The sequence below is a fragment of the Streptomyces sp. NPDC085944 genome (assembly GCF_040686295.1).
GTDB lineage: Bacteria > Actinomycetota > Actinomycetes > Streptomycetales > Streptomycetaceae > Streptomyces > Streptomyces salinarius.
Window position 1 is genome coordinate 249,351 of record NZ_JBFBJX010000007.1, and the last position, 23,965, is coordinate 273,315.

General features: G+C 72.0%; 19 protein-coding genes and 1 pseudogene. 14 read left to right on the forward strand and 6 right to left on the reverse strand.

Annotation, left to right across the window (positions count from 1 at the left end):
• Nucleotides 1–7: 7 nt before the first annotated feature.
• The 9 genes and pseudogenes from yvcK to AB0P07_RS16565 form a co-directional block, all read left to right on the forward strand.
• Nucleotides 8–1,099 carry a uridine diphosphate-N-acetylglucosamine-binding protein YvcK gene (gene yvcK / locus AB0P07_RS16525; protein WP_365550880.1) on the forward strand — a complete coding sequence of 364 codons (1,092 nt, stop codon included), beginning with the start codon at nucleotides 8–10 and terminating at the stop codon, nucleotides 1,097–1,099.
• Nucleotides 1,090–2,079: a DNA-binding protein WhiA gene (gene whiA, locus AB0P07_RS16530; RefSeq protein WP_061445365.1), complete on the forward strand. Its 990-nt coding sequence runs from the start codon at nucleotides 1,090–1,092 to the stop codon at nucleotides 2,077–2,079. The genes yvcK and whiA overlap by 10 nt, the downstream gene beginning before the upstream one ends.
• Nucleotides 2,080–2,305: 226 nt before the next feature.
• Nucleotides 2,306–5,296, forward strand: a complete 2,991-nt coding sequence (locus AB0P07_RS16535) for a M14 family zinc carboxypeptidase (protein WP_365550883.1) — start codon at nucleotides 2,306–2,308, stop codon at nucleotides 5,294–5,296.
• A 227-nt stretch (nucleotides 5,297–5,523) separates the two neighbouring features.
• Nucleotides 5,524–6,534, forward strand: a complete 1,011-nt coding sequence (gap, locus tag AB0P07_RS16540; protein WP_003976871.1) for a type I glyceraldehyde-3-phosphate dehydrogenase — start codon at nucleotides 5,524–5,526, stop codon at nucleotides 6,532–6,534.
• Nucleotides 6,535–6,667: 133 nt separating this feature from the next.
• The gene (locus tag AB0P07_RS16545) at nucleotides 6,668–7,879 is read left to right on the forward strand and encodes a phosphoglycerate kinase (protein ID WP_365550886.1); all 1,212 of its coding nucleotides are present in this window, start codon (nucleotides 6,668–6,670) and stop codon (nucleotides 7,877–7,879) included.
• A gap of 5 nt (nucleotides 7,880–7,884) precedes the next feature.
• Nucleotides 7,885–8,661 carry a triose-phosphate isomerase gene (tpiA, locus tag AB0P07_RS16550; protein ID WP_365550889.1) on the forward strand — a complete coding sequence of 259 codons (777 nt, stop codon included), beginning with the start codon at nucleotides 7,885–7,887 and terminating at the stop codon, nucleotides 8,659–8,661.
• Nucleotides 8,662–8,806: 145 nt separating this feature from the next.
• Nucleotides 8,807–9,043 carry a preprotein translocase subunit SecG gene (gene secG / locus AB0P07_RS16555; RefSeq protein ID WP_078884770.1) on the forward strand — a complete coding sequence of 79 codons (237 nt, stop codon included), beginning with the start codon at nucleotides 8,807–8,809 and terminating at the stop codon, nucleotides 9,041–9,043.
• A 212-nt stretch (nucleotides 9,044–9,255) separates the two neighbouring features.
• Nucleotides 9,256–9,591: an RNA polymerase-binding protein RbpA gene (locus AB0P07_RS16560; RefSeq protein WP_003976875.1), complete on the forward strand. Its 336-nt coding sequence runs from the start codon at nucleotides 9,256–9,258 to the stop codon at nucleotides 9,589–9,591.
• Between the two features lie 15 nt (nucleotides 9,592–9,606).
• A pseudogene (locus tag AB0P07_RS16565) lies at nucleotides 9,607–9,846 on the forward strand (glucose-6-phosphate isomerase); the annotation flags it as partial.
• Nucleotides 9,847–9,912: 66 nt separating this feature from the next.
• Here AB0P07_RS16565 and AB0P07_RS16570 read toward each other — a convergent pair.
• Genes AB0P07_RS16570 through AB0P07_RS16580 form a run of 3 tightly spaced genes read right to left on the reverse strand, consistent with a single transcriptional unit; the run spans nucleotide 9,913 to nucleotide 13,636 of the window.
• Nucleotides 9,913–12,306 carry an FtsX-like permease family protein gene (locus AB0P07_RS16570; RefSeq protein WP_365550893.1) on the reverse strand — a complete coding sequence of 798 codons (2,394 nt, stop codon included), beginning with the start codon at nucleotides 12,304–12,306 and terminating at the stop codon, nucleotides 9,913–9,915.
• Between the two features lie 50 nt (nucleotides 12,307–12,356).
• Complete coding sequence (locus AB0P07_RS16575; RefSeq protein WP_365550896.1) at nucleotides 12,357–13,124, reverse strand: ABC transporter ATP-binding protein; 768 nt, start codon at nucleotides 13,122–13,124, stop codon at nucleotides 12,357–12,359.
• Nucleotides 13,121–13,636, reverse strand: a complete 516-nt coding sequence (locus tag AB0P07_RS16580; protein WP_365550899.1) for a PadR family transcriptional regulator — start codon at nucleotides 13,634–13,636, stop codon at nucleotides 13,121–13,123. The genes AB0P07_RS16575 and AB0P07_RS16580 overlap by 4 nt, the downstream gene beginning before the upstream one ends.
• Nucleotides 13,637–13,796: 160 nt before the next feature.
• Here AB0P07_RS16580 and AB0P07_RS16585 point away from each other — a divergent pair, with 160 nt between their 5' ends.
• The 5 genes from AB0P07_RS16585 to AB0P07_RS16605 all read left to right on the forward strand — a co-directional run bounded on the left by AB0P07_RS16585 (nucleotide 13,797) and on the right by AB0P07_RS16605 (nucleotide 20,479).
• Complete coding sequence (locus AB0P07_RS16585; RefSeq protein WP_365550902.1) at nucleotides 13,797–15,068, forward strand: ABC transporter substrate-binding protein; 1,272 nt, start codon at nucleotides 13,797–13,799, stop codon at nucleotides 15,066–15,068.
• 189 nt (nucleotides 15,069–15,257) lie between these two features.
• The gene (locus AB0P07_RS16590; protein ID WP_365550905.1) at nucleotides 15,258–16,883 is read left to right on the forward strand and encodes a glycoside hydrolase family 13 protein; all 1,626 of its coding nucleotides are present in this window, start codon (nucleotides 15,258–15,260) and stop codon (nucleotides 16,881–16,883) included.
• A gap of 36 nt (nucleotides 16,884–16,919) precedes the next feature.
• Nucleotides 16,920–18,248: an ABC transporter substrate-binding protein gene (locus tag AB0P07_RS16595; protein ID WP_365550908.1), complete on the forward strand. Its 1,329-nt coding sequence runs from the start codon at nucleotides 16,920–16,922 to the stop codon at nucleotides 18,246–18,248.
• Between the two features lie 13 nt (nucleotides 18,249–18,261).
• Entirely contained in the window at nucleotides 18,262–19,629 is a 1,368-nt protein-coding gene (locus AB0P07_RS16600; protein ID WP_365550911.1) for an ABC transporter permease subunit, read from the forward strand.
• A 10-nt stretch (nucleotides 19,630–19,639) separates the two neighbouring features.
• Entirely contained in the window at nucleotides 19,640–20,479 is an 840-nt protein-coding gene (locus AB0P07_RS16605; RefSeq protein ID WP_365550914.1) for a carbohydrate ABC transporter permease, read from the forward strand.
• Between the two features lie 130 nt (nucleotides 20,480–20,609).
• On the opposite strand, the gene pgl is transcribed toward AB0P07_RS16605, so the two are convergent.
• Genes pgl through zwf form a run of 3 tightly spaced genes read right to left on the reverse strand, consistent with a single transcriptional unit; the run spans nucleotide 20,610 to nucleotide 23,964 of the window.
• Nucleotides 20,610–21,395: a 6-phosphogluconolactonase gene (gene pgl / locus AB0P07_RS16610; protein WP_365550917.1), complete on the reverse strand. Its 786-nt coding sequence runs from the start codon at nucleotides 21,393–21,395 to the stop codon at nucleotides 20,610–20,612.
• Nucleotides 21,392–22,444 carry a glucose-6-phosphate dehydrogenase assembly protein OpcA gene (gene opcA / locus AB0P07_RS16615; RefSeq protein WP_365550920.1) on the reverse strand — a complete coding sequence of 351 codons (1,053 nt, stop codon included), beginning with the start codon at nucleotides 22,442–22,444 and terminating at the stop codon, nucleotides 21,392–21,394. Before opcA ends, pgl begins: the two co-directional genes overlap by 4 nt.
• On the reverse strand, nucleotides 22,441–23,964 hold the full coding sequence (gene zwf / locus AB0P07_RS16620; protein WP_365550923.1) for a glucose-6-phosphate dehydrogenase: 1,524 nt from the start codon (nucleotides 23,962–23,964) through the stop codon (nucleotides 22,441–22,443). Before zwf ends, opcA begins: the two co-directional genes overlap by 4 nt.
• Nucleotide 23,965: the final 1 nt, after the last annotated feature.

Here is a 23,965-nt window from a genome sequence, read left to right on the forward strand (position 1 = left end):
CAGGGGAATGACAGGACGCACTCCGCGGCTGAGCCGGCTGCGCCGGGTGGTGCCCGAGGGACGCGGCGGCAGACCCGCCGACGCCCGCGCGGCCCGGCCCGAACAGACGCGCGGTGGCAAGCCGCGCCGCCGGGGCGCCCAGCCCAAGGTCGTCGCCCTCGGCGGCGGCATGGGCCTGTCCGCCTCGCTCGCCGCACTGCGCCGGATCACCGGCGACCTCACCGCCGTCGTCACCGTCGCCGACGACGGCGGCTCCAGCGGGCGGCTCCGTGACGAGCTGGGCGTGCTGCCGCCCGGTGACCTGCGCAAGGCGCTGGCCGCGCTGTGCGGGGACGACGACTGGGGCCAGACCTGGGCCCGCGTCATCCAGCACCGCTTCCAGTCCCAGGGCGACCTGCACGAACACGCGGTCGGCAATCTGCTGATCGTCGCCCTGTGGGAGCAGCTCGGCGACCACGTCCAGGCGCTGGACCTGGTGGGCAAGCTGCTCGGCGCGCACGGGCGGGTGCTGCCCATGTCCGCCGTCCCGCTGGAGCTCCAGGCCCTGGTCAGGGGCCACGACCCGGAGCGGCCCGACGAGATGGACACCGTGCGGGGACAGGCGACCGTGGCGCTCACGCCGGGCGAGGTGCAGTCCGTGCACCTGGTGCCGAGCGACCCGCCGGCCGTCCCCGACGCGGTCGACGCCGTCCTGGACGCCGACTGGGTGGTGCTGGGCCCCGGCTCCTGGTTCTCCTCGGTCATCCCGCACCTGCTCGTGCCCGAGCTGCTGGACGCCCTGGTCGAGACGAAGGCGCGCCGAGTGCTCTCGCTGAACCTCGCCCCGCAGCCCGGAGAAACTGAGGGCTTCTCACCGCAGCGTCATTTGGAGGTTTTGGGACGACACGCCCCTAAACTCGCCCTGGACGTGGTGCTGGCCGACGAGGCCGCCGTGCCCGACCGTGACTCGCTCACCGACGCCGCGAAACGGTTCGGCGCCGCGGTCGAGCTGGCTCCGGTAGCCCGGACCGACGGGACCCCGAGGCACGACCCGGAGCTGCTGGCCGCCGCGTACGACCGTATTTTTCGGATGCATGGAAGGATCGGCCCATGGCGATGACGGCAGCGGTGAAGGACGAGATCTCCCGGCTCCCCGTCACCCGGACCTGCTGCAGAAAGGCGGAGGTCTCCGCCGTTCTGCGGTTCGCCGGCGGCCTTCACCTGGTGAGCGGGCGCATTGTGATCGAGGCGGAGCTGGACACCGCGCGGGCGGCCCGCCGGCTCAAGCAGGACATCCTGGAGATCTTCGGGCACGGTTCGGAGCTGATCGTGATGGCGCCCGGCGGGCTGCGCCGCGGTTCGCGCTTCGTCGTCCGGGTGGTCGCCGGCGGTGACCAGTTGGCCCGGCAGACCGGCCTGGTGGACGGCCGGGGACGGCCCATCCGGGGGCTGCCGCCGCAGGTGGTCTCGGGGGCCACCTGCGACGCCGAGGCCGCCTGGCGAGGGGCCTTCCTGGCGCACGGCTCGCTCACCGAGCCCGGCCGTTCCTCCTCCCTGGAGGTGACCTGCCCGGGGCCCGAGGCGGCGCTCGCCCTGGTCGGCGCCGCCCGTCGGCTGTCGATCCCCGCCAAGGCCCGCGAGGTGCGCGGCGTGGACCGGGTCGTGGTCCGCGACGGCGACGCGATCGGCGCCCTGCTCACCCGGCTCGGCGCCCACGACTCGGTGCTGGCCTGGGAGGAGCGCAGGCTGCGCCGCGAGGTCCGCGCCACCGCCAACCGGCTCGCCAACTTCGACGACGCCAACCTGCGCCGTTCGGCCCGCGCGGCCGTCGCCGCCGGCGCCCGGGTCCAGCGCGCCCTGGAGATCCTCGCCGACGACGTGCCCGAGCATCTGGCCGCCGCGGGCCGGCTGCGCATGGAGCACAAGCAGGCCTCCCTGGAGGAGCTGGGCGCCCTCGCCGACCCGCCGCTGACCAAGGACGCCGTGGCCGGGCGCATCCGCCGCCTGCTGGCCATGGCCGACAAGCGGGCCTCGGACCTCGGCATCGCCGGCACGGACGCCAACCTCGGCGAGGAGCTGGCCGACAACCTCGTCGGCTGACCGCACGGGCCAGGACCGCCGACGAGCGGTGCCGTCGGCGAGTCGATGCCGCCGACGAGCGGATACGACCAACAAGCCGGTGCCGGCGCCCACTTGGGTGGCCGGTACCGGCTTCGGCGTGTCCCTGCCGGGCTCTTGACTCGATCATGAGCTGTCATGAGCCTGGCACCTGTTCGCCACTGTGGCGGACCCAGGCCTGTCGGACAGGCCCCACCTAGGGGGGTTCATGAGACGAAGAGCGAGATCGATCCTCGCCGTCGGCGCGCTCCTGATCGGCGGAGCGAGCTTCGCACCCGTCGCCCAGGCACAACCCGCGGACCCGGCGACCCCGGACGCGAACGAAGTGAAGGTCTTCCGCGCCGACGTCACCCAGGAGCAGGTACCCCTGCTGCTGGCTGCCGGCCAGGACGGCCACGAACTCGGCGAGCAGGTGCCCGACCGCGGCACGGCCGCCGTCGAGCTCTACCTCACCGAGAAGCAGGCCGGCGCGCTGGAGAAACAGGGCGTCGACCTCACCGAGCACACCCTGTCCGCCCAGTCCGAGAAGCGGGTCGAGAGCGCCGCCGACGGCGTCTTCCGCCCGTACAGCGGCAGCGGCGGCCTGCGCGAGGAGATCCTGCGGACCGCCCGGGAGAACCCCGGGCTGACCAAGGTCGTCTCCATCGGGAAGACCGTGCGGGGCCAGGACATCCTGGCGCTCAAACTCACCAAGCACGCGAAGAAGTCGAGGGACGGCTCGAAGCCGTCCGTCCTCTACATGTCCAACCAGCACGCGCGCGAGTGGATCACCCCGGAGATGACCCGGCGGCTGATGCACCACTACCTGGACAACTACAAGAAGGACCGGCGGATCAGGAAGATCGTCGACTCCACCGAGCTGTGGTTCGTCCTGTCGGCCAACCCCGACGGCTACGACTACACCTTCGAGAGCGACGACAACCGCCTCTGGCGCAAGAACCTGCGCGACCTCAACGGCGACGGCACCATCGGCACCGGCGACGGCGTCGACCTCAACCGGAACTTCGCCTACAAGTGGGGCTACGACGACGAGGGCTCGTCCCCCAACCCCACCAGCGAGACCTACCGCGGCGCGAGCCCCGGCTCCGAGCCCGAGACCAAGGCGCTCGACGCCTTCCAGAAGCGGATCGGCTTCACGTACGGGATCAACTACCACTCCGCCGCCGAACTCCTCCTCTACGGCGTCGGCTGGCAGGTGGCCACCAACACCCCGGACGACGTCCTCTACAAGGCGCTGGCCGGCACGCCCGACAACTCCGCGATCCCCGGCTACCACCCGCAGGTCTCCTCGGAGCTGTACACCACCAACGGCGAGGCCGACGGGCACGCGGCCAACGTCAACGGCATGGCGATGTTCACCCCGGAGATGTCGACCTGCCAGACGGCCTCCGACGTGGACCCCGACGACCAGTGGAACGCGCGCGACTGCCGGTCGGGCTTCAACTTCCCCGACGACGAGAAACTGATCCAGGAGGAGTTCGCCAAGAACATCCCCTTCGCGCTCTCCGTCGCCGAGACCGCCGCCCACCCCGACCGGCCCTCCTCCTCGGTCGGCCTGGACGCCGCCGACTTCACCCCGGCCCCCTTCACCACCTCCTACGCCCGCGGCGGCGGCCAGGAGGTCTCCGTCGTCGTCCGCAAGTCCGTGCGCGACAAGGAACTGAAATACCGCGTCAACGGCGGACGCACCCACGACACGGAGCTGCGGCCCTGGCGGGGCGGCGAGACGTACGGCGGCGAGGACAACCTCTACTTCGACGAGTACCGGGCCGAGGTCCGGGGCGCCGGCCCCGGCGACCGCGTCGAGGTCTGGTTCACCGGCGAGGCACCCCGCGGTGCTCACGACCGGCACGGCAGGCACGACAGGCACGGCAAGCGCACCGAGAGCGCGCACTTCACCTACACGGTCGCCGAGCGGGCCCGCGCCGACGTCCTCGTCGTCGCCGAGGAGGGCGCGAAGGCCACGCAGACACAGACGTACGTGGACGCCCTCAAGGCCGGCGGCCGACGCGCCGCCGTCTGGGACGTCGCCACGCAGGGCGCCCCCGACGCGCTCGGCGTCCTCGGCCACTTCGACACGGTCGTCCACTACACGGGCGCCGCGGTGCCCGGCAACGCCACCCAGCTCCAGCTCCGGGCCTTCCTCAACGAGGGCGGCAAGCTGATCGAGGCCGGCGAGCAGGCCGGCGGCGAGGTCGACCTCGGCGGCGGCACCCTCTCCGACGACTTCAGCCAGTACTACCTGGGCGCCTACACCCGCACCGCCACCTCCGGCGCCACCGGCTTCGCCGGCTCCGGCAAGCTCGACGGGACCGGCGGGACCCTCGGCGACGCCCCCCGCAACCCGCTGGACGCCGCCGGCGCGTACAGCGTGACCTCCGACGAACTGGACCCCGGCACGTACCCGCAGTTCGCGAGTGCGGGCGCCGGGAAGTTCGCCGGGACGGTCAACCCGTACGGTCCCTACGCGGGGAAGTGGATGGCCGCCGCCGTCCACACCGACGACGCCTACAAGCGCCTCACCCGCACCGTCGACCTCACCGGAGTCACGGCCTCCGACCGCCCCACGCTCCGCACCCAGCTGCTGTGGGACACCGAGCGCGGCTACGACCACGCCGTGGTCGAAGCGCACGTCACCGGCGCCGACGACTGGACCACTCTGCCCGAGGCGAACGGGGCCACCGGCACGGCCGTGCCCGCCGAGTGCGCGGCCGGGTTCTACCTGGCCGGGCACCCCTGGCTGGCGCACTACCTGACCCTGTCCGACGAGGGCTGCACCGCGACCGGCACCACCGGCCGGTGGAACAGCCTCACCGGCTCCTCCGGCGGCTGGAAGCAGGTCGAGTTCGACCTGAGTGCCTACGCCGGGAAGTCCCTGGAGCTGTCGATCGCCTACGTCACCGACCCCGGCAGCGGCGGCCGCGGCGTCCTCGCCGACGAGGCATCCCTGGTCGTCGGCGGCACGGCGACGCAGACCGAGGGCTTCGAGACCTCGCTGGGCGCCTGGCAGGTCTCGGGACCGCCCGAGGGCAGCCCCGCCGTCGTGAAGGACTGGACCCGCACCGGGACCCTGTTCCAGACCTACGGTGCCGTCACCACCGACGACTCCGTGCTGCTCGGCTTCGGCCTGGAGCACCTTGCCGAACCGGCGGCCCGCGCGGCGTTGGTCCGGCAGGCGCTGCATGCCCTGGACGAGTGAATTCCGGTGTGCGGGGGACTGACCCGGTGTAGCGAAATCGGGTGATCGGTCCCCGTCGCCCAGGGCGGTCCGTACCCCTACTGGTGGGTACGGACCGCCCTGCCGGGTATGGGCCGTCTCGATGTCACCCCCGACGCCGTAGGGAGGTAGGGTCGGAGGTGGTCGGGGACATCCCAAATACAGCTCGCCGGCACATCGGGCCGGCGTACCAACGAGGAGATCGGTTCGTGACGATCCGCGTAGGCATCAACGGCTTTGGCCGCATCGGTCGTAACTACTTCCGCGCGCTGCTGGAGCAGGGTGCGGACATCGAGATCGTGGCTGTCAACGACCTGGGTGACACCGCGACCACCGCCCACCTGCTGAAGTACGACACCATCCTCGGCCGCCTCAAGGCGGAGGTCTCGCACACCGAGGACACCATCACCGTCGACGGCAAGACCATCAAGGTCCTGTCCGAGCGCAACCCGGCCGACATCCCGTGGGGCGAGCTGGGCGTCGACATCGTGATCGAGTCGACGGGCATCTTCACGAAGAAGGCCGACGCGGAGAAGCACATCGCCGGTGGCGCGAAGAAGGTCCTCATCTCGGCCCCGGCCAAGGACGAGGACATCACCATCGTGATGGGCGTCAACCAGGACAAGTACGACCCGGCGAACCACCACGTCATCTCCAACGCCTCCTGCACCACCAACTGTGTGGCGCCGATGGCCAAGGTCCTCGACGAGAACTTCGGCATCGTCAAGGGCCTGATGACGACGGTCCACGCGTACACGAACGACCAGCGCATCCTGGACTTCCCCCACAAGGACCTGCGCCGCGCCCGTGCCGCCGCGGAGAACATCATCCCGACCACCACCGGTGCCGCCAAGGCGACCGCGCTGGTCCTGCCGCAGCTCAAGGGCAAGCTCGACGGCATCGCGATGCGCGTCCCGGTCCCGACCGGCTCGGCCACCGACCTGGTCGTGGAGCTCCAGCGCGAGGTCACCAAGGACGAGGTCAACGCCGCGTTCAAGAAGGCCGCCGACGACGGCGACCTCAAGGGCATCCTGTTCTACACCGAGGACGCGATCGTCTCCTCGGACATCACGGGCGACCCGGCCTCCTGCACCTTCGACTCCTCCCTGACCATGGTCCAGGAGGGCAAGTCGGTGAAGATCCTCGGCTGGTACGACAACGAGTGGGGCTACTCGAACCGCCTCGTCGACCTCACGGTCTTCGTCGGCAACCAGCTCTGATCCACTTCGGCAAGGCACCTCATGCGGTAGCAGGGCTCGGGCAGCGCAAGGTCGCGCTGTCCGAGCCCTGCGTCGCGTCCGCCGCCACCAGCCCTCGTAGGATCACGAGCGATCCGAGAATCCAGGAGCCCTCTTGAAGACGATCGACGAACTGCTCTCCGAAGGCGTCGCGGGCAAGCGCGTCTTCGTCCGCGCCGACCTGAACGTCCCGCTGGACGGCACCACCATCACCGACGACGGCCGCATCCGCGCCGTGGTGCCCACCGTCGAGGCGCTGGCCGCCGCGGGCGCCCGGGTGATCGTGGCCTCGCACCTGGGCCGCCCCAAGGGCGCCCCGGACCCCGCCTTCTCCCTCGCCCCGGCCGCCGCCCGCCTCGGTGAACTGCTCGGCGCCGACGTCGCCTTCGCCGAGGACACGGTCGGCACCTCCGCCGAGGCCGCCGTCTCCGGCCTCGCCGACGGCGGCGTCGCCGTCATCGAGAACCTGCGCTTCAACGCCGGTGAGACCAGCAAGGACGACGCCGAGCGCGCCGCCTTCGCCGACAGGCTGGCCGGCCTCGCGGACGTCTACGTCGGCGACGGCTTCGGCGCGGTGCACCGCAAGCACGCGTCCGTCTTCGACCTGCCGAAGCGGCTGCCGCACTACGCCGGATACCTCATCGCCACCGAGGTCGGCGTGCTCAAGGCGCTCACCGACGACGTGCAGCGCCCGTACGTGGTCGCCCTCGGTGGTGCCAAGGTCTCCGACAAGCTCGCCGTCATCGACCAGCTGCTCGGCAAGGCCGACCGGCTCCTCATCGGCGGCGGCATGGCCTACACCTTCCTCAAGGCCAAGGGGTACGAGGTCGGCATCTCCCTGCTGCAGGAGGACCAGATCCCCGCGGTCAAGGAGTACATCGAGCGCGCCGAGAAGAACGGCGTCGAGCTGGTCCTGCCCGTCGACGTCCTGGTCGCGCCCGAGTTCCCGGACCTGAAGACCAAGGCTCCGGCCAACCCCACCACCGTCGCCGCGGACGCCATCCCGGCCGACCAGGAGGGTCTGGACATCGGTCCCGAGACCCGCAAGCTGTACGCATCGAAGCTCGCCGACGCCGCCACCGTCTTCTGGAACGGCCCCATGGGCGTCTTCGAGCACCCCGACTACGCCGAGGGCACCAAAGCGGTCGCCCAGGCCCTCGTCGACGCCCCGGGCTTCAGCGTGGTCGGCGGCGGCGACTCCGCCGCGGCCGTGCGCACGCTCGGCTTCGACGAGAACGCATTCGGCCACATCTCGACCGGCGGCGGCGCCTCCCTCGAATACCTCGAGGGCAAGACGCTCCCCGGCCTCGCCGCACTGGAGGACTGACCCCGATGACCACCCGCACGCCGCTGATGGCGGGCAACTGGAAGATGAACCTCAACCACCTGGAGGCCATCGCCCACGTCCAGAAGCTCGCCTTCGCCCTCGCGGACAAGGACCACGACGCCGTCGAGGTCGCCGTCCTCGCCCCCTTCACCGACCTGCGCTCCGTGCAGACCCTGGTCGACGGGGACAAGCTCAAGATCAAGTACGGCGCCCAGGACATCTCCGCCCACGACGGCGGCGCCTACACCGGTGAGATCTCGGGCCCGATGCTGGCCAAGCTGAAGTGCGCGTACGTGGCCGTCGGCCACTCCGAGCGCCGGCAGTACCACGCCGAGACCGACGAGATCGTGAACGCCAAGGTCAAGGCCGCCTACAAGCACGGTCTGACCCCGATCCTGTGCGTCGGCGAGGAGCTGGACGTCCGCGAGGCGGGCAACCACGTCGAGCACACCCTCGCCCAGGTCGAGGGCGGTCTCAAGGACCTCCCGGACGAGCAGGCCGAGACCGTCGTGATCGCCTACGAGCCCGTGTGGGCCATCGGCACCGGCAAGGTCTGCGGCGCCGACGACGCCCAGGAGGTCTGCGCGGCGATCCGCGGCAAGCTCGCCGAGCTGTACTCCCAGGAGCTGGCCGACAAGGTCCGCATCCAGTACGGCGGCTCCGTCAAGTCCGGCAACGTCGCCGAGATCATGGCGAAGCCCGACATCGACGGCGCCCTGGTCGGCGGCGCCTCGCTGGACTCGGACGAGTTCGTCAAGATCGTCCGCTTCCGCGACCAGTAGCCGCCGCCCGGCCGTGAGCCGGATCGACCAGTGAGTATGCGCTGGCGGCGATACGTCGTACCCTTGCGGGGGCATGGTGGCCTGCTGTCACCGTGCCCCCGTCGTTCACCGTCGTTCATCCGAATCCGAGGAAGTTGGTCCAGCCGTGGTTTTGGGGTTCTCGATCGCCCTGATCGTCTTCAGCCTGCTGCTGATGCTGCTGGTGCTGATGCACAAGGGCAAGGGCGGCGGTCTCTCCGACATGTTCGGTGGCGGCATGCAGTCGTCCGTCGGCGGCTCCTCGGTCGCCGAGCGCAACCTCGACCGAATCACCGTCGTGGTCGGTCTGCTCTGGTTCGCGTGCATCGTGGTGCTCGGCCTGCTCATGAAGGCCAACAACTGACCCGTCACGCTGCCCCGTCAGCACATCCGCACGTAAAGCCCCATGTCCGGTACGCGCTCCACCGCGCGGCCTATCATGGGGCTTGCGTCTGCGCATCGGAGCTTGTAACTCCAATCACTGGACGCGCGTTGGGCCTTACGTAGACTGAGGCGCTCGCAGCGAAGCGAAACGCCGACTCGCTTTGCGGCACCATCACGCAGGGAGTTACGACCGTGGCAAGTGGCAACGCGATCCGGGGAAGCCGGGTCGGGGCGGGGCCGATGGGCGAGGCCGAGCGCGGCGAGTCCGCGCCGCGTCTGCGCATCTCCTTCTGGTGCTCCAACGGACACGAGACACAGCCGAGCTTCGCGAGCGACGCCCAGGTCCCGGAGACCTGGGACTGCCCGCGCTGCGGCTTCCCCGCCGGACAGGACCGGGACAACCCGCCGGACCCGCCGCGCACCGAGCCCTACAAGACCCACCTCGCGTACGTGCGCGAGCGCCGCAGCGACGCGGACGGTGAGGCGATCCTCGCCGAGGCACTCGCGAAACTGCGCGGCGAGATCTAGCGGCCGACGTCCGACGTGAACGCAGACGGCCGTACCAGGCTGCACCAGAGGCCCGAATGGGCCGCGCTGACCAAGCACCGCGAGCAGCTCGGCGAGGTGCGGCTGCGTGAGCTGTTCGCCGCGGACCCGGGGCGCGGCACCGGCTGGACGCTCCGCGTCGGCGACCTGCGCATCGACTACTCGAAGCATCTGGTCACCGACGAGACGCTGGCTCTGCTCCGGGAACTGGCCGCCGCGACCGACGTGTTCGGGCTCGCCGCCTACCGGGAGCTGCGCGGCCGGCAGTGAGCGAAGTTGGCGCGGTGGCCCGGCCGGTACCGGTCAGGCCACCGCGCTCAGCGTGTCCGCGAGCCGCCGCCGGGCCGCCCGCGCCGACGGCACCGCGGCCAGCGCCGCCGCACCGAGCACGGCCCCCGCGCCCACAACCACCAGGAGGACGGGGGAGGGTGACCGGGCGATCCCCGCGCCGATGCCGCTGGAGGCGCCCTGGGCGTCGATCAGCCAGTGGGCGAGCGGCAGCCCGAGGGCGGCGGCGAGGAGCACGGCCGCCAGGGCGGTGCAGGCCGTGGCCGTGACGGTGATGCCGGTGATCTGGCGCGGGGAGAGCCCGATCGCCTTGAGGGCGAGCAGGTCCCGTTCACTTTCCCGGACGGTGCCGCCGATCGCCGTGAGCAGTTCGATCAGACCGACCAGTGCGAGGACGACCCCGCGCAGGGGGGAGAGCCCGTCGGCCGGGTTCGCCACGGCATGCACGTCGAGCCTGCCGTGCCCGGCCTCGGTGAGCCGCCCGGCGACCTCGTGCGGGTCGGCGCCGGTGTGCAGCCGCAGCTGGTAGAGGGCCGGTTCGAGCCATGGATCGTTCTCCCGGAGGGTGTCCAGGGAGGTCGAGATCACCCGGCCGGCGTTCTCCGGCTCGATGCTGCGGCCCACGATGTGCAGGATCTGCGGCCGGTCGCCGACGGTCATCCGCACCCAGTCGCCGACCTCCACCTCCAGCAGGTCCAGCAGCCCCTGCCCGGCCACCGCCTCGTCCGGCCCGTGCGCGCGGCGGCCCTCGGCCAACGCGTACGGGTAGGGGTCCGCCCGGGTGCCGAGCCCGCGCAGCGCGATCGTCGCGGTCTGTCCCGGCACGAGGGCGGCCACCTCGACGCCCGGGTAGGCGGCGGCGACCCCGGGGTCGCGCTCCAGCAGGGCCCGGGTGCCGCGCTCATCGGCACCGGCGTCCACGCGGGCGGTCAGCGCGGTCGGCAGGCCGATCTGCTCGGGCCGGCTGTGGAAGCGGTCGATGGTGGTCCACGCGCTCATCGCCACCACGATCAGCAGCAGCGGCAGCGTGAGCCGCGCCACCGTGGCCAACGAGCGCGGGCGGCGGGCGAACGCCTTGTGCCAGCCGAGCACGAGCGCGGGCGGCACGCGCACCTCCAGCGCGCGCACCCCGGGCGACGCGTCGGCACCCGGCGCACCGGCTCCGTCGGAACCCCTGACACCGGGCCCTCGGGCGCCACGCCCCCGTACCCCGGCTCCCACCGGCACCCGCAACCCCCGCAGCCCCAGCACCCGCCGAGCCGCCCCGGACAGCCCGCCGCCCTGCGCCCCCGCCGGGCGCGGCAGCGGAACCGGCGGCACCCGGCCCGCCCGCCACGCCGCGAGGCCGGTGGTGGCGCCGATGAACAGCACCGCGCACGCCGGTACGACGAACAGCGCGACCGTGTGCCCGGGCAGCCCCTGCCACACCCCGACCGCGTCCCCGAGCCGCCCCGGCACCCGGCTGCCGAGGGCCTGGGTGAGCGCGGCGGCGGTCGCCGCGCCGAGCAGCGCGTACGCGAGGTGCTGGAGCAGGAAGACCCGTACGACCTGGCCCGGTGTGAAGCCGATCGCCTTCAGCACCGAGATGTCCCGCAGATGCCCCCGGATCCGGGTGCCGATCGCCCCGTGCACCGCCAGACCCGCGGCGAGGAGCGCGCCGAGTCCGAACAGGCCGAGGACCTGACCGAGCAGCCGGTTGTCGCCCTGGGCCTCCGCGCGGGCCCGCTCCCAGGTGGAGACCTGCCCGATCGCCCCGGCGCCCAGCACGGTCACCGCCCGCTGCACGGCGTAGTCCGTCTCCCCGGGATCGGTCAGCCGCAGGCCGATCACCTGGCCGCCCGGGTCGGGCACCGCGGCCGGCGGCGTCCACACCAGGCCCGGCTGCTCGCCCGGCCGGTAGCGGCGTTCGGGACTGTCGGCGATGCCGAGCACCGTGAGGGTCCGCGGGGTGCCGGGCAGGGTGAGGGTGTCGCCGGGCTGGGCCAGCAGCGCGCGGGCGAGGCGGGTCTCCAGGACCACCCCGTCGGGGTCGCCGGCGTCGAGCCAGTGCCCGGCGGTGAGCAGCGGGCGTCCCACGTCGGGCCGCTCGGCGGTGCCGCGCAGTTCCACGGAGGCCCGGGTGCCGCGTACGGCGACGGTGGCGGAGGCGGTGGGGTAGGGGCCGGCGACGGACTGGACGCCGTCCAGCGCGGCCAGCTTCCCGGTGTCGGCGGCGCGGTCGGTGTGCAGCCAGACGTGGGCGCCGCGCGCCTGCGTGAAGACCCGCTGCCAGGGGTTGGTCGCGTACCCGAACAGGGCCGTGGCCAGCAGCAGCGACGCGACGATCCCGGCGGTGGCGAGGACGAGGAACAGCGCCTCGCCCCGGTGGGTGCGCAGATCGGAGTGGGCCCAGCGCAGGGTGGCTCGCACGGCCTCAGCCCTTCGGTGCGCGGTGCGCGCGGTGGTCGTACGCCCGCATGTCAGTCCTTGAGTTCCAGGACTGCGGACGTCCCGGGGCGGCGGCGCGGTGGCGCGGCGGCGTCCAGCTCGGCGTCGTCGGCCATCCGACCGTCGAAGAAGCTGATCACCCGGTCGGCGGCGCTGGCGAGCCGCGCGTCATGGGTGACCAGCACGATCGTCTGGCCCCGCTGGTGGAAGCGGGACAGCAGCCGCATCACCTCGCGGGTGCCCTTGCTGTCCAGGCTGCCCGCGGGCTCGTCCGCCAGCAGCAGCGGCGGATGGTTGACCAGCGCCCGGGCCAGCGCGACCCGCTGCTGCTCGCCGCCGGACAGCTCGCCGGGCATGCTGCGCTCCTTGCCCGTCAGGCCCAGCTCGGTCAGCAGCTCCGACCGCTCGGCGCGCGCCCGCTTCGGCGGCAGCCCGGCGAGCAGGGCGGGCAGCTCCACGTTGTCGGCGACGGACAGGTCCGAGACCAGGTTGAAGAACTGGAAGACGATCCCGATCCGCTTTCTGCGCTCGATCGCCCAGCGCTTCTCGCTGTACGCGTCCGTGCACGCGCCGTCCAGCCAGAGGCTGCCCGCGTCCGGCCGCTGGAGCCCGCCGAGCAGGTGCAGCAGCGTCGACTTCCCGGCCCCGGACGGCCCGGTGACCGCCACGAACTCGCCGCGCCGCACCGTCAGGTCCACCCCGCGCACGGCGTGCGCCGGGGCGCCCTCGCCGTGGTGCGTCTTGACCAGGCCCTCGGCGCGCAGCACGGGAGCGGGGTCGGCACTCGCCCCAGCGCTCACTCCAGCTCCTCCAGCTCTTCCTGGCACCGTTCCAGCCAGTCGAGGTCGGCCTGCAGGTGCAGCATCGCGCCCTCGATGAGGAGGTGGGCGACGCGGTTGTCCCGGTCTTCGGCGGCGGCCAGCTTCGACAGCTGCCGCATCGTGTTCAGGTACTGCCGCCGCTGCTTGTTGATCAGGGCGATCTGGTCGGCGAGCCCGGTCTGCGGAGCCAGGGCGAGCTTCATGAAGAACTCGTCCCGCACCCGCGGCTCGTCCGCCGTCTCCTCGTACCAGGCCCGCAGCTCGTCGCGCCCGGCGTCGGTGAGGTGGTAGACCTTCTTGTTGGGCCGGCTCGACTGCTCGACGTCCTCGCCCTCGATCAGTCCCGTCTTCTCGAGACGGCCGAGGGTGACGTAGATCTGGCCGACGTTCGGCTGAGGGTACGCGGAGCCCAGCAGTTGCTCAAGGTCCTGCTTCAGCTCGTAGCCGTGGGCCGGGCCGCGGGCCAGGAGAGCCAGGAGGTGCAGGCGCACTCAGCCGTCCTCCCGCTTCTGTTCGAGTCCCCGGATGTGCTCCACGCCCTAGTATCGCGCATACCTAACAGGTATACATGGCCTCTGACCCGGGACGAGGACGCCCGGTGCCGGTGCGAGCCGGCGGAACCGGTGTACGAGGGTGTACAGGGAGGAACCTATGCGGTGGATCCACGCCGCCGGTAGGGGCCTCCTCGTCCTCCTCGTCGTCCTGGCCGGGTACGCCGCCTCCGGCGCCCGCGCGCAGGAGGGGACCGCGAGCGGCCGGGGCCCGCTCACCCTGGCCACCGCCGGGGACCTCACCGGCTACCTCGGCCCGCTGCTGGAGGGCTGGAACCGCGCCCACCCCGGCGAACGGGTCACCCTCGTCGAACTGCCCGACTCCGCCGACGAGACCCGCGCGCAGATGGCCACCGACCTGCGCGACGGCGGCCGGCACCGCTTCGACGTCCTCAACATCGACGTCAACTGGACCTCCGAGTTCGCCGCCGCCGACTGGATACGCCCGCTGCCCCGCGACCGCTTCCCGCTCGGCACCTTCCTGCCGCCGGTCGTCGGCACCGCGACCTACGACGGCCGGCTCTACGCCGTCCCGTACGTCACCAACGCCGGCCTGCTCCTGTACCGCAAGGACGTCCTCGCCGCCGAGGGCGTCCCCCCGCCGCGCACCTGGGCCGAGCTGGAGCGGTACGCCGAGACCATCGCTCCGAAGCACGGACTGGACGGCTACGCGGGCCAGTTCCTGCCCTACGAGGGTCTGACCGTGAACGCCGCCGAGTCCGTCTACTCGGCCGGGGGCAGCATCCTCGGCGACGAGGGCGCACGCGTCACCGTGAACTCGGCGGCGGCCCGCGAGGGCATCGGCTTCCTGGCGCGCGGGGTGCGCGAGGGCTGGATACCGAAGGCGGCGCTGACCTACAAGGAGGAGGAGTCCAAGCAGGCCTTCCAGGACGGCCGCCTGCTCTTCCTGCGCAACTGGCCCTACGCCTACGTCAGTGCCTCCGCCCCGGACTCCGCGGTCGCCGGGAAGGTCGGCGCCGTACCGCTGCCCGGCCCCGACGGCCCCGGCACCAGCGTCCTCGGCGGCTCCAACCTGGCCGTCGGCACCCACGCCGAGCACCCCGGCTCGGCCGCGCGCCTCATCGCGTACCTCACCGGCGAGCGCGTGCAGCGCCAGGTCCTCACCCGCGGCGCGCTGCCGCCCGTACGGGCCGACCTGTACGAGGACCCCGAGCTGATCGAGGCGTTCCCCTACCTGCCGACCCTGCGCGAGAGCGTGCTCGCCGCCGCCCCGCGCCCCAAGAGCCCGCGCTACGCCCAGGTCAGCCTGGCCGTGCAGGCGGTCGTGCACGACGCGATGACCGGCCGGCAGACGCCCGAGGCGGCGGTGCGACGGCTGGCGCGCGAGCTGGCCGCCATCTCGCGGCACTGAAACCTGCCGCTCTTCTAGCTACTCGTTAGGTAACGCCGACATCTCATCTGTGTCCTCAGTGCGGTGAAAAGTCCGCATATGTAATCCCAACCACTCAGGAGCTCTCGTTCTGTTCGTTGACACCTTCGCGACGCCGCTACCTAACATGCATGCACAACAGCGACGGCTCCCAACAGACAGGTCCTCGGGGTGAACAGGCACCACTGGTGGCGTGACGCGGTGATCTACCAGGTCTACGTCCGCAGCTTCCTCGACAGCACCGGCGACGGCGTCGGCGATCTCGCCGGTGTCCGGACCGGACTGCCCTACCTGCGCAAACTCGGCGTGGACGGGATCTGGTTGAGCCCCTTCTACCCCTCGCCCCAGCACGACCACGGCTACGACGTCGCCGACTACCGGGGCGTCGACCCGCTCTTCGGCGACCTCGACGAGTTCGACGCGCTGGTCGCCGCGGCCCGGCGCCTCGGCATCCGGGTCCTGCTCGACATCGTCCCCAACCACTGCTCCAGCGAACACCCGTGGTTCCGCGAGGCCCTGGCCTCCCCGCCCGACAGCCCGGCCCGCGCCCGCTTCCACTTCGCCGACGGCCGCGGACCGGACGGGAACGAGCCGCCCAACAACTGGCACGCCATGTTCGGCGGCCCCGCCTGGACCCGCGTGACGGAGCCCGACGGCCGCCCCGGCCAGTGGTACCTGCACATGTTCACGCCCGAACAGCCGGACTGGAACTGGCGCACCCCCGAGGTCGCCGCCGAGTTCGACCGGATACTCCGCTTCTGGCTGGACCGGGGCGTCGACGGCTTCCGCATCGACGTCGCCGCCGGCCTCTACAAGCACCCGGAGCTGCCCGACTCCCCGGACCCGGAGGCCGACGCCCGCACCCGCGACTCGGTCAACCCGCTGGCCTGGAACCAACCCGAGGTGCACGACGTGTGGCGGCACTGGCGCGCGGTCTGCGAGGAGTACACGGCCCGTGACGGCCGCGAACGCCTCCTGGTCGGCGAGGTGTCGGTCCCCAGCGCCCGCGAACACGCCCGCTACGTCCGGCCCGACGAACTCCACCAGGCCTTCTTCTTCGACCTCCTCGGCGCCCCCTGGGACCCCGACGCCTTCCGCAAGGTCGTCTCCGAGGCCATGCAGGACATCGCCGGCACCGGCTCCACGGTCACCTGGGTCCTCAACAACCACGACCAGGTCCGCACCGTCACCCGCTACGGCGAACCCGCCACCGACGGCAGCGGCCTGGGGACGGCCCGCGCCCGCGCCGCCGCCCTCCTGATGCTCGCGCTGCCCGGCGCCGCGTACATCTACCAGGGCGAGGAACTGGGCCTGCCCGAGGTCGTCGACCTGCCCGACGACGTGCTCACCGACCCGATCTTCCACCGCACCGGCAGCCGTGCCCGGGTCCGCGACGGCTGCCGGGTGCCGCTGCCCTGGTCGGGACAGGCGTCCCCGTTCGGCTTCACCTCCGGTGAGGGGAGCGCCAAGCCATGGCTGCCGCAGCCCGAGTACTTCGCCGAGTACGCCACCGACCGCGCCCTCGCCGACACCCGCTCCTTCTGGCACCTCTACCGCGACGGCCTGCAACTCCGCTCCGACCTCCCGCAGTTGGGTGAGGGCACCTTGCGCTGGCTGGACACCCCGCCCGGCGTCCTGGCCTTCGTCCGCGGCGACGGCCTGGTCTGCGCCGTCAACTTCGGCACCGCACCCACGCCCGCCCCCGTCCCCGGCGCCCCGCTGCTCGCCAGCGACGGCCCCTGTCCGCCCGGCGTCCTGCCCGGGTCCACCGCCGCCTGGTGGATCGCCGACCTCTGACCTCGCTCCACCCGACCCTTCGAAGGGACCTCCACGATGATGCGACGACGCACCACCCTGCTCACCGGCTGCACCGGCCTCGTCCTCGCCCTCGGCGCCACCGCCTGCGGCGGCTCCGGACCCGTCACCGCCGGCGGTGGCGACAAGGCGCTCAGCGGACAGTCGGTCACCGTGGCCGGCGTCTGGTCCGGCACCGAGCAGGAGAACTTCCAGAAGGTGCTGGACGCCTTCACCGAGAAGACCGGCGCGAAGACCTCCTTCGTCTCCACCGGCGACAACGTCTCCACCGTCGTCGGCAGCAAGATCGAGGGCGGCAACGCCCCCGACGTCGTGATGGTCCCGCAGGTCGGCGTGCTCCAGCAGTTCGCCGGCAACGGCTGGCTGAAGCCGCTGTCCAAGACGGCCCAGAAGTCCGTCGACACCGACTTCGCGGACGTCTGGCAGACGTACGGGACCGTCGACGGCACGCTCTACGGTCTGTACTTCAAGGCGGCCCACAAGTCGACCGTCTGGTACAGCCCCGACGCCCTCACCCAGGCCGGGGTCGAGCCGCCGAAGACGTACGACGAGCTGCTGAAGGCCGGGCAGACCGTCTCCGACTCCGGGCTCGCCGCCTTCTCGGTCGCCGGGCAGGACGGCTGGACGCTGACCGACTGGTTCGAGAACGTCTACCTCTCCCAGGCCGGCCCCGAGAAGTACGACGCCCTCGCCGCCCACGAACTGAAGTGGACCGACGCGAGCGTGGTCGAGGCGCTCACCACCCTCGGCAAGCTCTTCAAGGACGAGCAGCTCGTCGAGGGCGGCCGGAAGGGCGCGCTGAACACCGACTTCCCGGGCTCGGTGGAGAAGGTGTTCGGCCCGAAGCCCGAGGCCGGCATGGTCTACGAGGGCGACTTCGTCGCCGGGGTCGCCAAGGACCAGTTCGGCAAGGAGATCGGCAAGGACGCGAACTTCTTCCCGTTCCCCGCGGTCGACGGCGGCGAGGCGCCCGTGGTCAGCGGCGGTGACGCGGCCGTCGTCCTCAAGGACGGCAAGAACTCCAAGGCGGGCATGGCCCTCCTGGAGTACCTCGCGACGCCGGAGGCCGCGGCCGTGTGGGCCGAGGCGGGCGGCTTCCTCTCCCCGAACAGGAACCTCGACCCCGCCTCCTACGGCGACGACGTCACCCGGGCCACCGCCGAGTCCCTCGTCGGCGCCGGGAACTCGGTCCGCTTCGACATGTCCGACCAGGCACCCGCGGCCTTCGGCGGCACCAAGGGCACCGGCGAGTGGAAGATCCTCCAGGACTTCCTGCGCGACCCCTCCGACCCGAAGGCGACCGCGGCCGAGCTGGAGGCCGCGGCGGCCAAGGCCTACAAGGGCTGAGGGCCGACCGGTCATGACCTCCACCCTGGTGAAAGAGGCGAGCCCGCCCGCCGCTCCCGGCCCGGCGCCCCTGCGGCGCCCCCGGCGGCGCCGGGCGGCCGTCGCCCTGCTCTTCGTCCTGCCCGCGCTGCTCCTGCTGGGCGCCCTCGTCGTCTACCCCGTGCTGTTCTCCGTCGGCCGCAGCTTCTTCGACGCCTCCGGCACGCGCTTCGTGGGCGGCGAGAACTACACCGAGATGTTCCGCGACCCGGCCACCCTCAAGGCCATCCGCAACACGGCGATCTGGGTCGTCGTCGCGCCCACCCTGCTCACCGGCCTCGGCCTGATCCTCGCAGTCCTGGTGGAGAAGGTCCGCTGGGCCACCGCCTTCAAGCTGCTCCTCTTCATGCCGATGGCGGTCTCCTTCCTCGCCGCCGGCATCGTCTTCCGGCTCGCCTACGACCACGACCCGGACAAGGGCGTCCTCAACGCCGCCGTGACCGGCGTGCACGACGCCTTCGCCGGTACGGCGAGCTACCCGGGCGCCCGGGCACGGGAAGGGCAGGGCGACGGGGGCCTGGTCAAGGCGGCGGACGGCTCCTACCGGACGAGCGCGGGCGTGTCCCCGGGCGACACGGTGGCCCTCGGCCTGGTCGGCGTGGCGCCCGACGACCTGCCCTCCGGCGCGCGGACCGCGTACGGGGCGGCGGGACGGGACGCCGCCGGCGACGAGGTGCGCGGGGTCGTCTACCTGGACTTCACGCCCGGCGGGGGAGGGGAGCAGGGCCGGGTGGACCGGCGCGAGAGCGGGCTGCCCGGGATGACGGTCGAAGCGGTGCGCGACGGCCGTACGGTCGCCACCACGACCACCGGCGACGACGGCGCCTTCTCCTTCGACGGGCTGGAGCCGGGCTCCTACACGGTGAAGCTCCCCGCCTCCAACTTCGCCCCGCCCTACGAAGGCGTCTCCTGGCTCGGACCCGCTCTCGTCACGCCCGCCATCATCGGGGCGTACCTGTGGATCTGGACCGGGTTCGCGATGGTGCTGATCGGCGCCGGACTGTCCTCGCTGCCGCGCGACGCGCTGGAGGCGGCGCGGATGGACGGCGCCAACGAGTGGCAGATCTTCCGGCGGATCACCGTGCCGTTGCTGGCACCGGTCCTCACGGTCGTCTTCATCACCCTCGTGATCAACGTGATGAAGGTCTTCGACCTCGTCTACATCATCGCGCCCGGGCCCGTGCAGGAAGACGCGACGGTGCTCGCGACGCAGATGTGGCTGGTGTCGTTCGGCGGCGGCAACAACCAGGGACTCGGCAGCGCGCTGGGTGTGCTGCTCCTGCTGCTCGTCGTCCCGGCCATGGTCTTCAACGTCCGCCGCTTCAAGAGGAGTCAGCGATGAGGAGTCAGCGATGAACGCCGTCCGGCGGTATCTGGGCAACGGGATCGTCCAGGCCTTCCTCGTGCTCGTCGGGCTGGTGTGGATGACGCCGCTGGCCGGGCTGTTCCTGTCCTCGCTGCGGTCGTCCGAGGACACGGCGAAGGGCGGCTGGTGGACGGCCCTGGCGAGCCCGGGACAGCTCTCCCTGGACAACTACTCGGCGCTCCTCGGCAACTCCGGCATCACCCGGGCCTTCTGGAACACGGTGCTGATCTCCGTGCCGACGACCGTGCTCGTCGTGGTCGTCGGGGCGCTGGCCGGGTACGCCTTCGCCTGGCTGGACTTCCCGGGGCGCGAGACGATCTTCCTGGTCGTCGTCGCGCTGCTGGTGGTGCCCGTGCAGATCGGGCTGCTGCCGGTCGCCAAACTCTTCGGACAGCTGGGCCTGTTCGGCACCGTCCCGGGCGTCGTGCTCTTCCACGTCGCCTACGGGCTGCCGTTCGCGGTGTTCCTGCTGCGGAACTACTTCGCCGAGATGCCCAAGGAGATGCTGGAGGCCGCGCGCATGGACGGCGGCAACGAGTGGCGGATCTTCACGCGGCTGGTCCTGCCGGTCGGCAAGCCGGCCATCGCCAGCCTCGCCATCTTCCAGTTCCTGTGGGTGTGGAACGACATGCTGGTCGCGCTGCTCTTCGCGGACAGCTCGTCGCAGCCGCTGACGGTGGAACTCCAGTCGCAGATCCGCCAGTTCGGCAGCAACATCGACGTGCTGGCGCCGGGGGCGTTCCTGTCCCTGGTGGTGCCGGTGGTGGTGTTCTTCGCGTTCCAGCGGCACTTCGTGCAGGGGGTCATGGCGGGGTCCGTGAAGTGACCGGGGGGTGGGTGCGGCGGGGAGGTTTTCGCCCCCGCCGCCCCTTCCCGTACCCGTCCCTGGGGGCTGCCGCCCCCAGACCCCCGCTTTCGGCCTGAACGGCCTCGTCCTCAAGCGCCGGACGGGCTGATTACGCCGACGCCGGTGGGTACAGCGACCTCGGCAGTTGTGACGCCGCCGCCGCGTCCAGCAGCCACAGGGTGCGGGTGCGGCCCCGGGCGCCCGCTGCCGGGGCCTGGATCTCGCCCGTGCCCGACAGGGCCATCGCCACCGCGTTCGCCTTGTCCTCGCCCGCCGCCAGCAGCCACACCTCACGGGCGGCGCGGATCGCGGGCAGCGTCAGGGAGATGCGGACGGGTGGCGGCTTGGGCGAGCCGTGGACGCCGATCACCGTGCGCTCCGTCTCCCGGACGCCCGGGTGCTCCGGGAAGAGCGACGCCACGTGGGTGTCCGGGCCGACGCCCAGGAGGAGGACGTCGAAGGACGGGACCGCGGCGTGGTTCTCGGGGACGGAGGCCGTGGCCAGCTCCTGCGCGTAGGCCGCCGCTGCCGCCTCCACGTCCGAGCCGTGCGGGCCGTCGGACGGTGCCATTGCGTGCACCCGCTTCGGGTCCAGCGGCACCGCGTCCAGCAGGGCCTCGCGCGCCTGGGTGACGTTGCGCTCCGGGTCGCCCTCCGGCAGGAAGCGCTCGTCGCCCCACCACAGGTCGAGCCGGCCCCAGTCGATCGCGTCCCGGGCCGGGGAGCCGGCCAGCGCCGAGAGCAGGCCGTTGCCGTTGCGGCCGCCGGTCAGGACCACGGACGCGCTGCCCCGGGAGGCCTGCGCGTCCACGATCTTCGTGATCAGGCGGGCCGCCGCGGCCTCGGCCATCAGCTCCTTGTCGCGGTGCACGACCAGCTGCGGGGTGTCGCTCATTTCGCCGCCGCCTTCCTCACCGGTGTCTTGTCCTGCGCCGCGTCCTTCGCGGAAGCCTTCGCGACCGTCCCGACGGGAGCGGCGGCCGCGAGGGCGCCCTCGCCGGCCGGGTCACCTTGGGCCGGCGCGTTCAGCCGGTCCACGCCGTACCGCAGCGCCGAGGCGTACGTGTCGTCCGGGTCCAGACGGCGCAGCTCCTCCGCGATCAGCTCGGCCGTCTCACGGCGCTTGAGCGCGACCGCGCGGGACGGCTGGCCCTGGATGGAGAGGTTCGCCAGCGTGCCGTCGGCCCGGTCCAGGACGACCGGACCGCAGTCGGTGTCCATCCGGACCGCCGTCAGACCCGGCCCGTTCGACACCGTGCGCCGCACCGGCACGTCCAGCCGGTCCGCGAGCCACATCGCCAGCAGCTCGCAGCTCGGGTTGAACTCCTCGCCCTCCACCGCGACCGACTGCACCTCGCAGTCGACCTGGTCGAGGGCCGCCGCCAGCATCGAGCGCCACGGCGTGATGCGGGTCCACGACAGGTCCGTGTCGCCCGGTGCGTAGGCCTCCGCACGGGCCACCAGCTCCCGTATCGGCTCCTCGCAGGCGTAGGTGTCGGTGACCCGGCGCTGGGCGAGGGCGCCCAGCGGGTCCCTGGCCGGGTCCAGCGGCGCGTTCACCGGCCACCAGACCACGACCGGCGCGTCCGGCAGCAGCAGCGGCAGGACCACCGACTGGGCGTGGTCGACGACGTCGCCGTACAGCCGCAGCACGATCGTCTCGCCGGTGCCCGCGTCCGCACCGAGGCGGACCTCGGCGTCCAGCCGGGACTTGGTGCGGTCCCGGGGGGAGCGCGAGACGCGCTTGATGACGACGAGCGTGCGCGAGGGGTGCTCGTGCGCGGCGTCGCTCGCGGCCCTCAGCGCGTCGTAGGCGTTCTCCTCGTCGGTGACGATGACCAGCGTCAGCACCATGCCGATGGCCGGGGTGCCGATGGCCCGGCGGCCCAGCACCAGCGCCTTGTTGATCTTGCTGGCGGTGGTGTCCGTGAGGTCTGTCTTCATGGCCGGCGCCAGCTCCGTCCGTCTCGCTCCAGCATGTCGTCCGCCTCGGCGGGCCCCCAGGTGCCGGCCGGATACTGGGCCGGGGTGCCGTGCGCGTCCCAGTACTCCTCGATCGGATCGAGGATCTTCCAGGACAGCTCGACCTCCTCGGTGCGCGGGAAGAGGTTGGCGTCGCCCAGCAGCACGTCCAGGATCAGCCGCTCGTACGCCTCCGGGCTGGACTCCGTGAAGGACTCGCCGTAGGCGAAGTCCATCGACACGTCCCGGATCTCCATCGACGTGCCCGGCACCTTGGAACCGAAGCGGACGGTGACGCCCTCGTCGGGCTGGACGCGGATGACGATCGCGTTCGAGCCGAGTTCCTCGGTGGCCGTGGTGTCGAAGGGGGAGTGCGGCGCCCGCTGGAAGACCACCGCGATCTCCGTGACCCGGCGGCCCAGGCGCTTGCCGGTGCGCAGGTAGAAGGGGACGCCCGCCCAGCGGCGGTTGTCGATGCCGACCTTGATCGCCGCGTAGGTGTCGGTCTTCGACTTGGGGTCGATGCCGTCCTCTTCGAGGTAGCCGACGGCTTTGGCGCCGCCCTGCCAGCCGGAGGCGTACTGCGCGCGCACGGTGTCGCGGCCCAGGTCCCTGGGGAGCCGGACCGCGCCCAGCACCTTGGTCTTCTCCGCCGCCAGCGCGTCCGCGTCGAAGGAGGCCGGCTCCTCCATCGCGGTCAGCGCGAGCAGCTGGAGGAGGTGGTTCTGGATGACGTCGCGGGCGGCACCGATGCCGTCGTAGTAGCCGGCCCGGCCGCCGATGCCGATGTCCTCGGCCATCGTGATCTGCACGTGGTCCACGTAGGACCGGTTCCAGATCGGCTCGAACATCGTGTTGGCGAAGCGCAGCGCCAGGATGTTCTGGACGGTCTCCTTGCCCAGGTAGTGGTCGATGCGGAAGACCTGGTCCGGGGCGAAGACCTCGTGGACGATCGCGTTCAGCTCCTCGGCCGACCTCAGGTCGTGGCCGAACGGCTTCTCGATCACCGCGCGCCGCCAGGAACCGCTCGACTGGTCGGCCAGCCCGTGCTTCTTCAGCTGCTGGATGACCACCGGGAAGGACTTCGGCGGCACCGACAGGTAGAAGGCGAAGTTGCCGCCCGTCCCCTGTGCCTTGTCCAGCTCCTCGATGGTGCCGCGCAGCCGCTCGAACGCCTCGTCGTCGTCGAAGGTGCCCTGGACGAAGCGCATCCCCTGGATGAGCTGCTGCCAGACCTCCTCGCGGAACGGGGTGCGGGAGTGCTCCTTGACGGCGTCGTGCACGACCTGGGCGAAGTCCTCGTGCTCCCAGTCGCGGCGGGCGAACCCGACGAGCGAGAAGCCCGGCGGCAGCAGACCCCGGTTGGCGAGGTCGTACACGGCGGGCATGAGCTTCTTGCGGGACAGATCGCCGGTGACGCCGAAAATGACCAGACCCGACGGCCCCGCGATGCGCGGGAGCCGTCGGTCTGCGGGGTCACGCAGCGGATTGCTGCTCGACAAT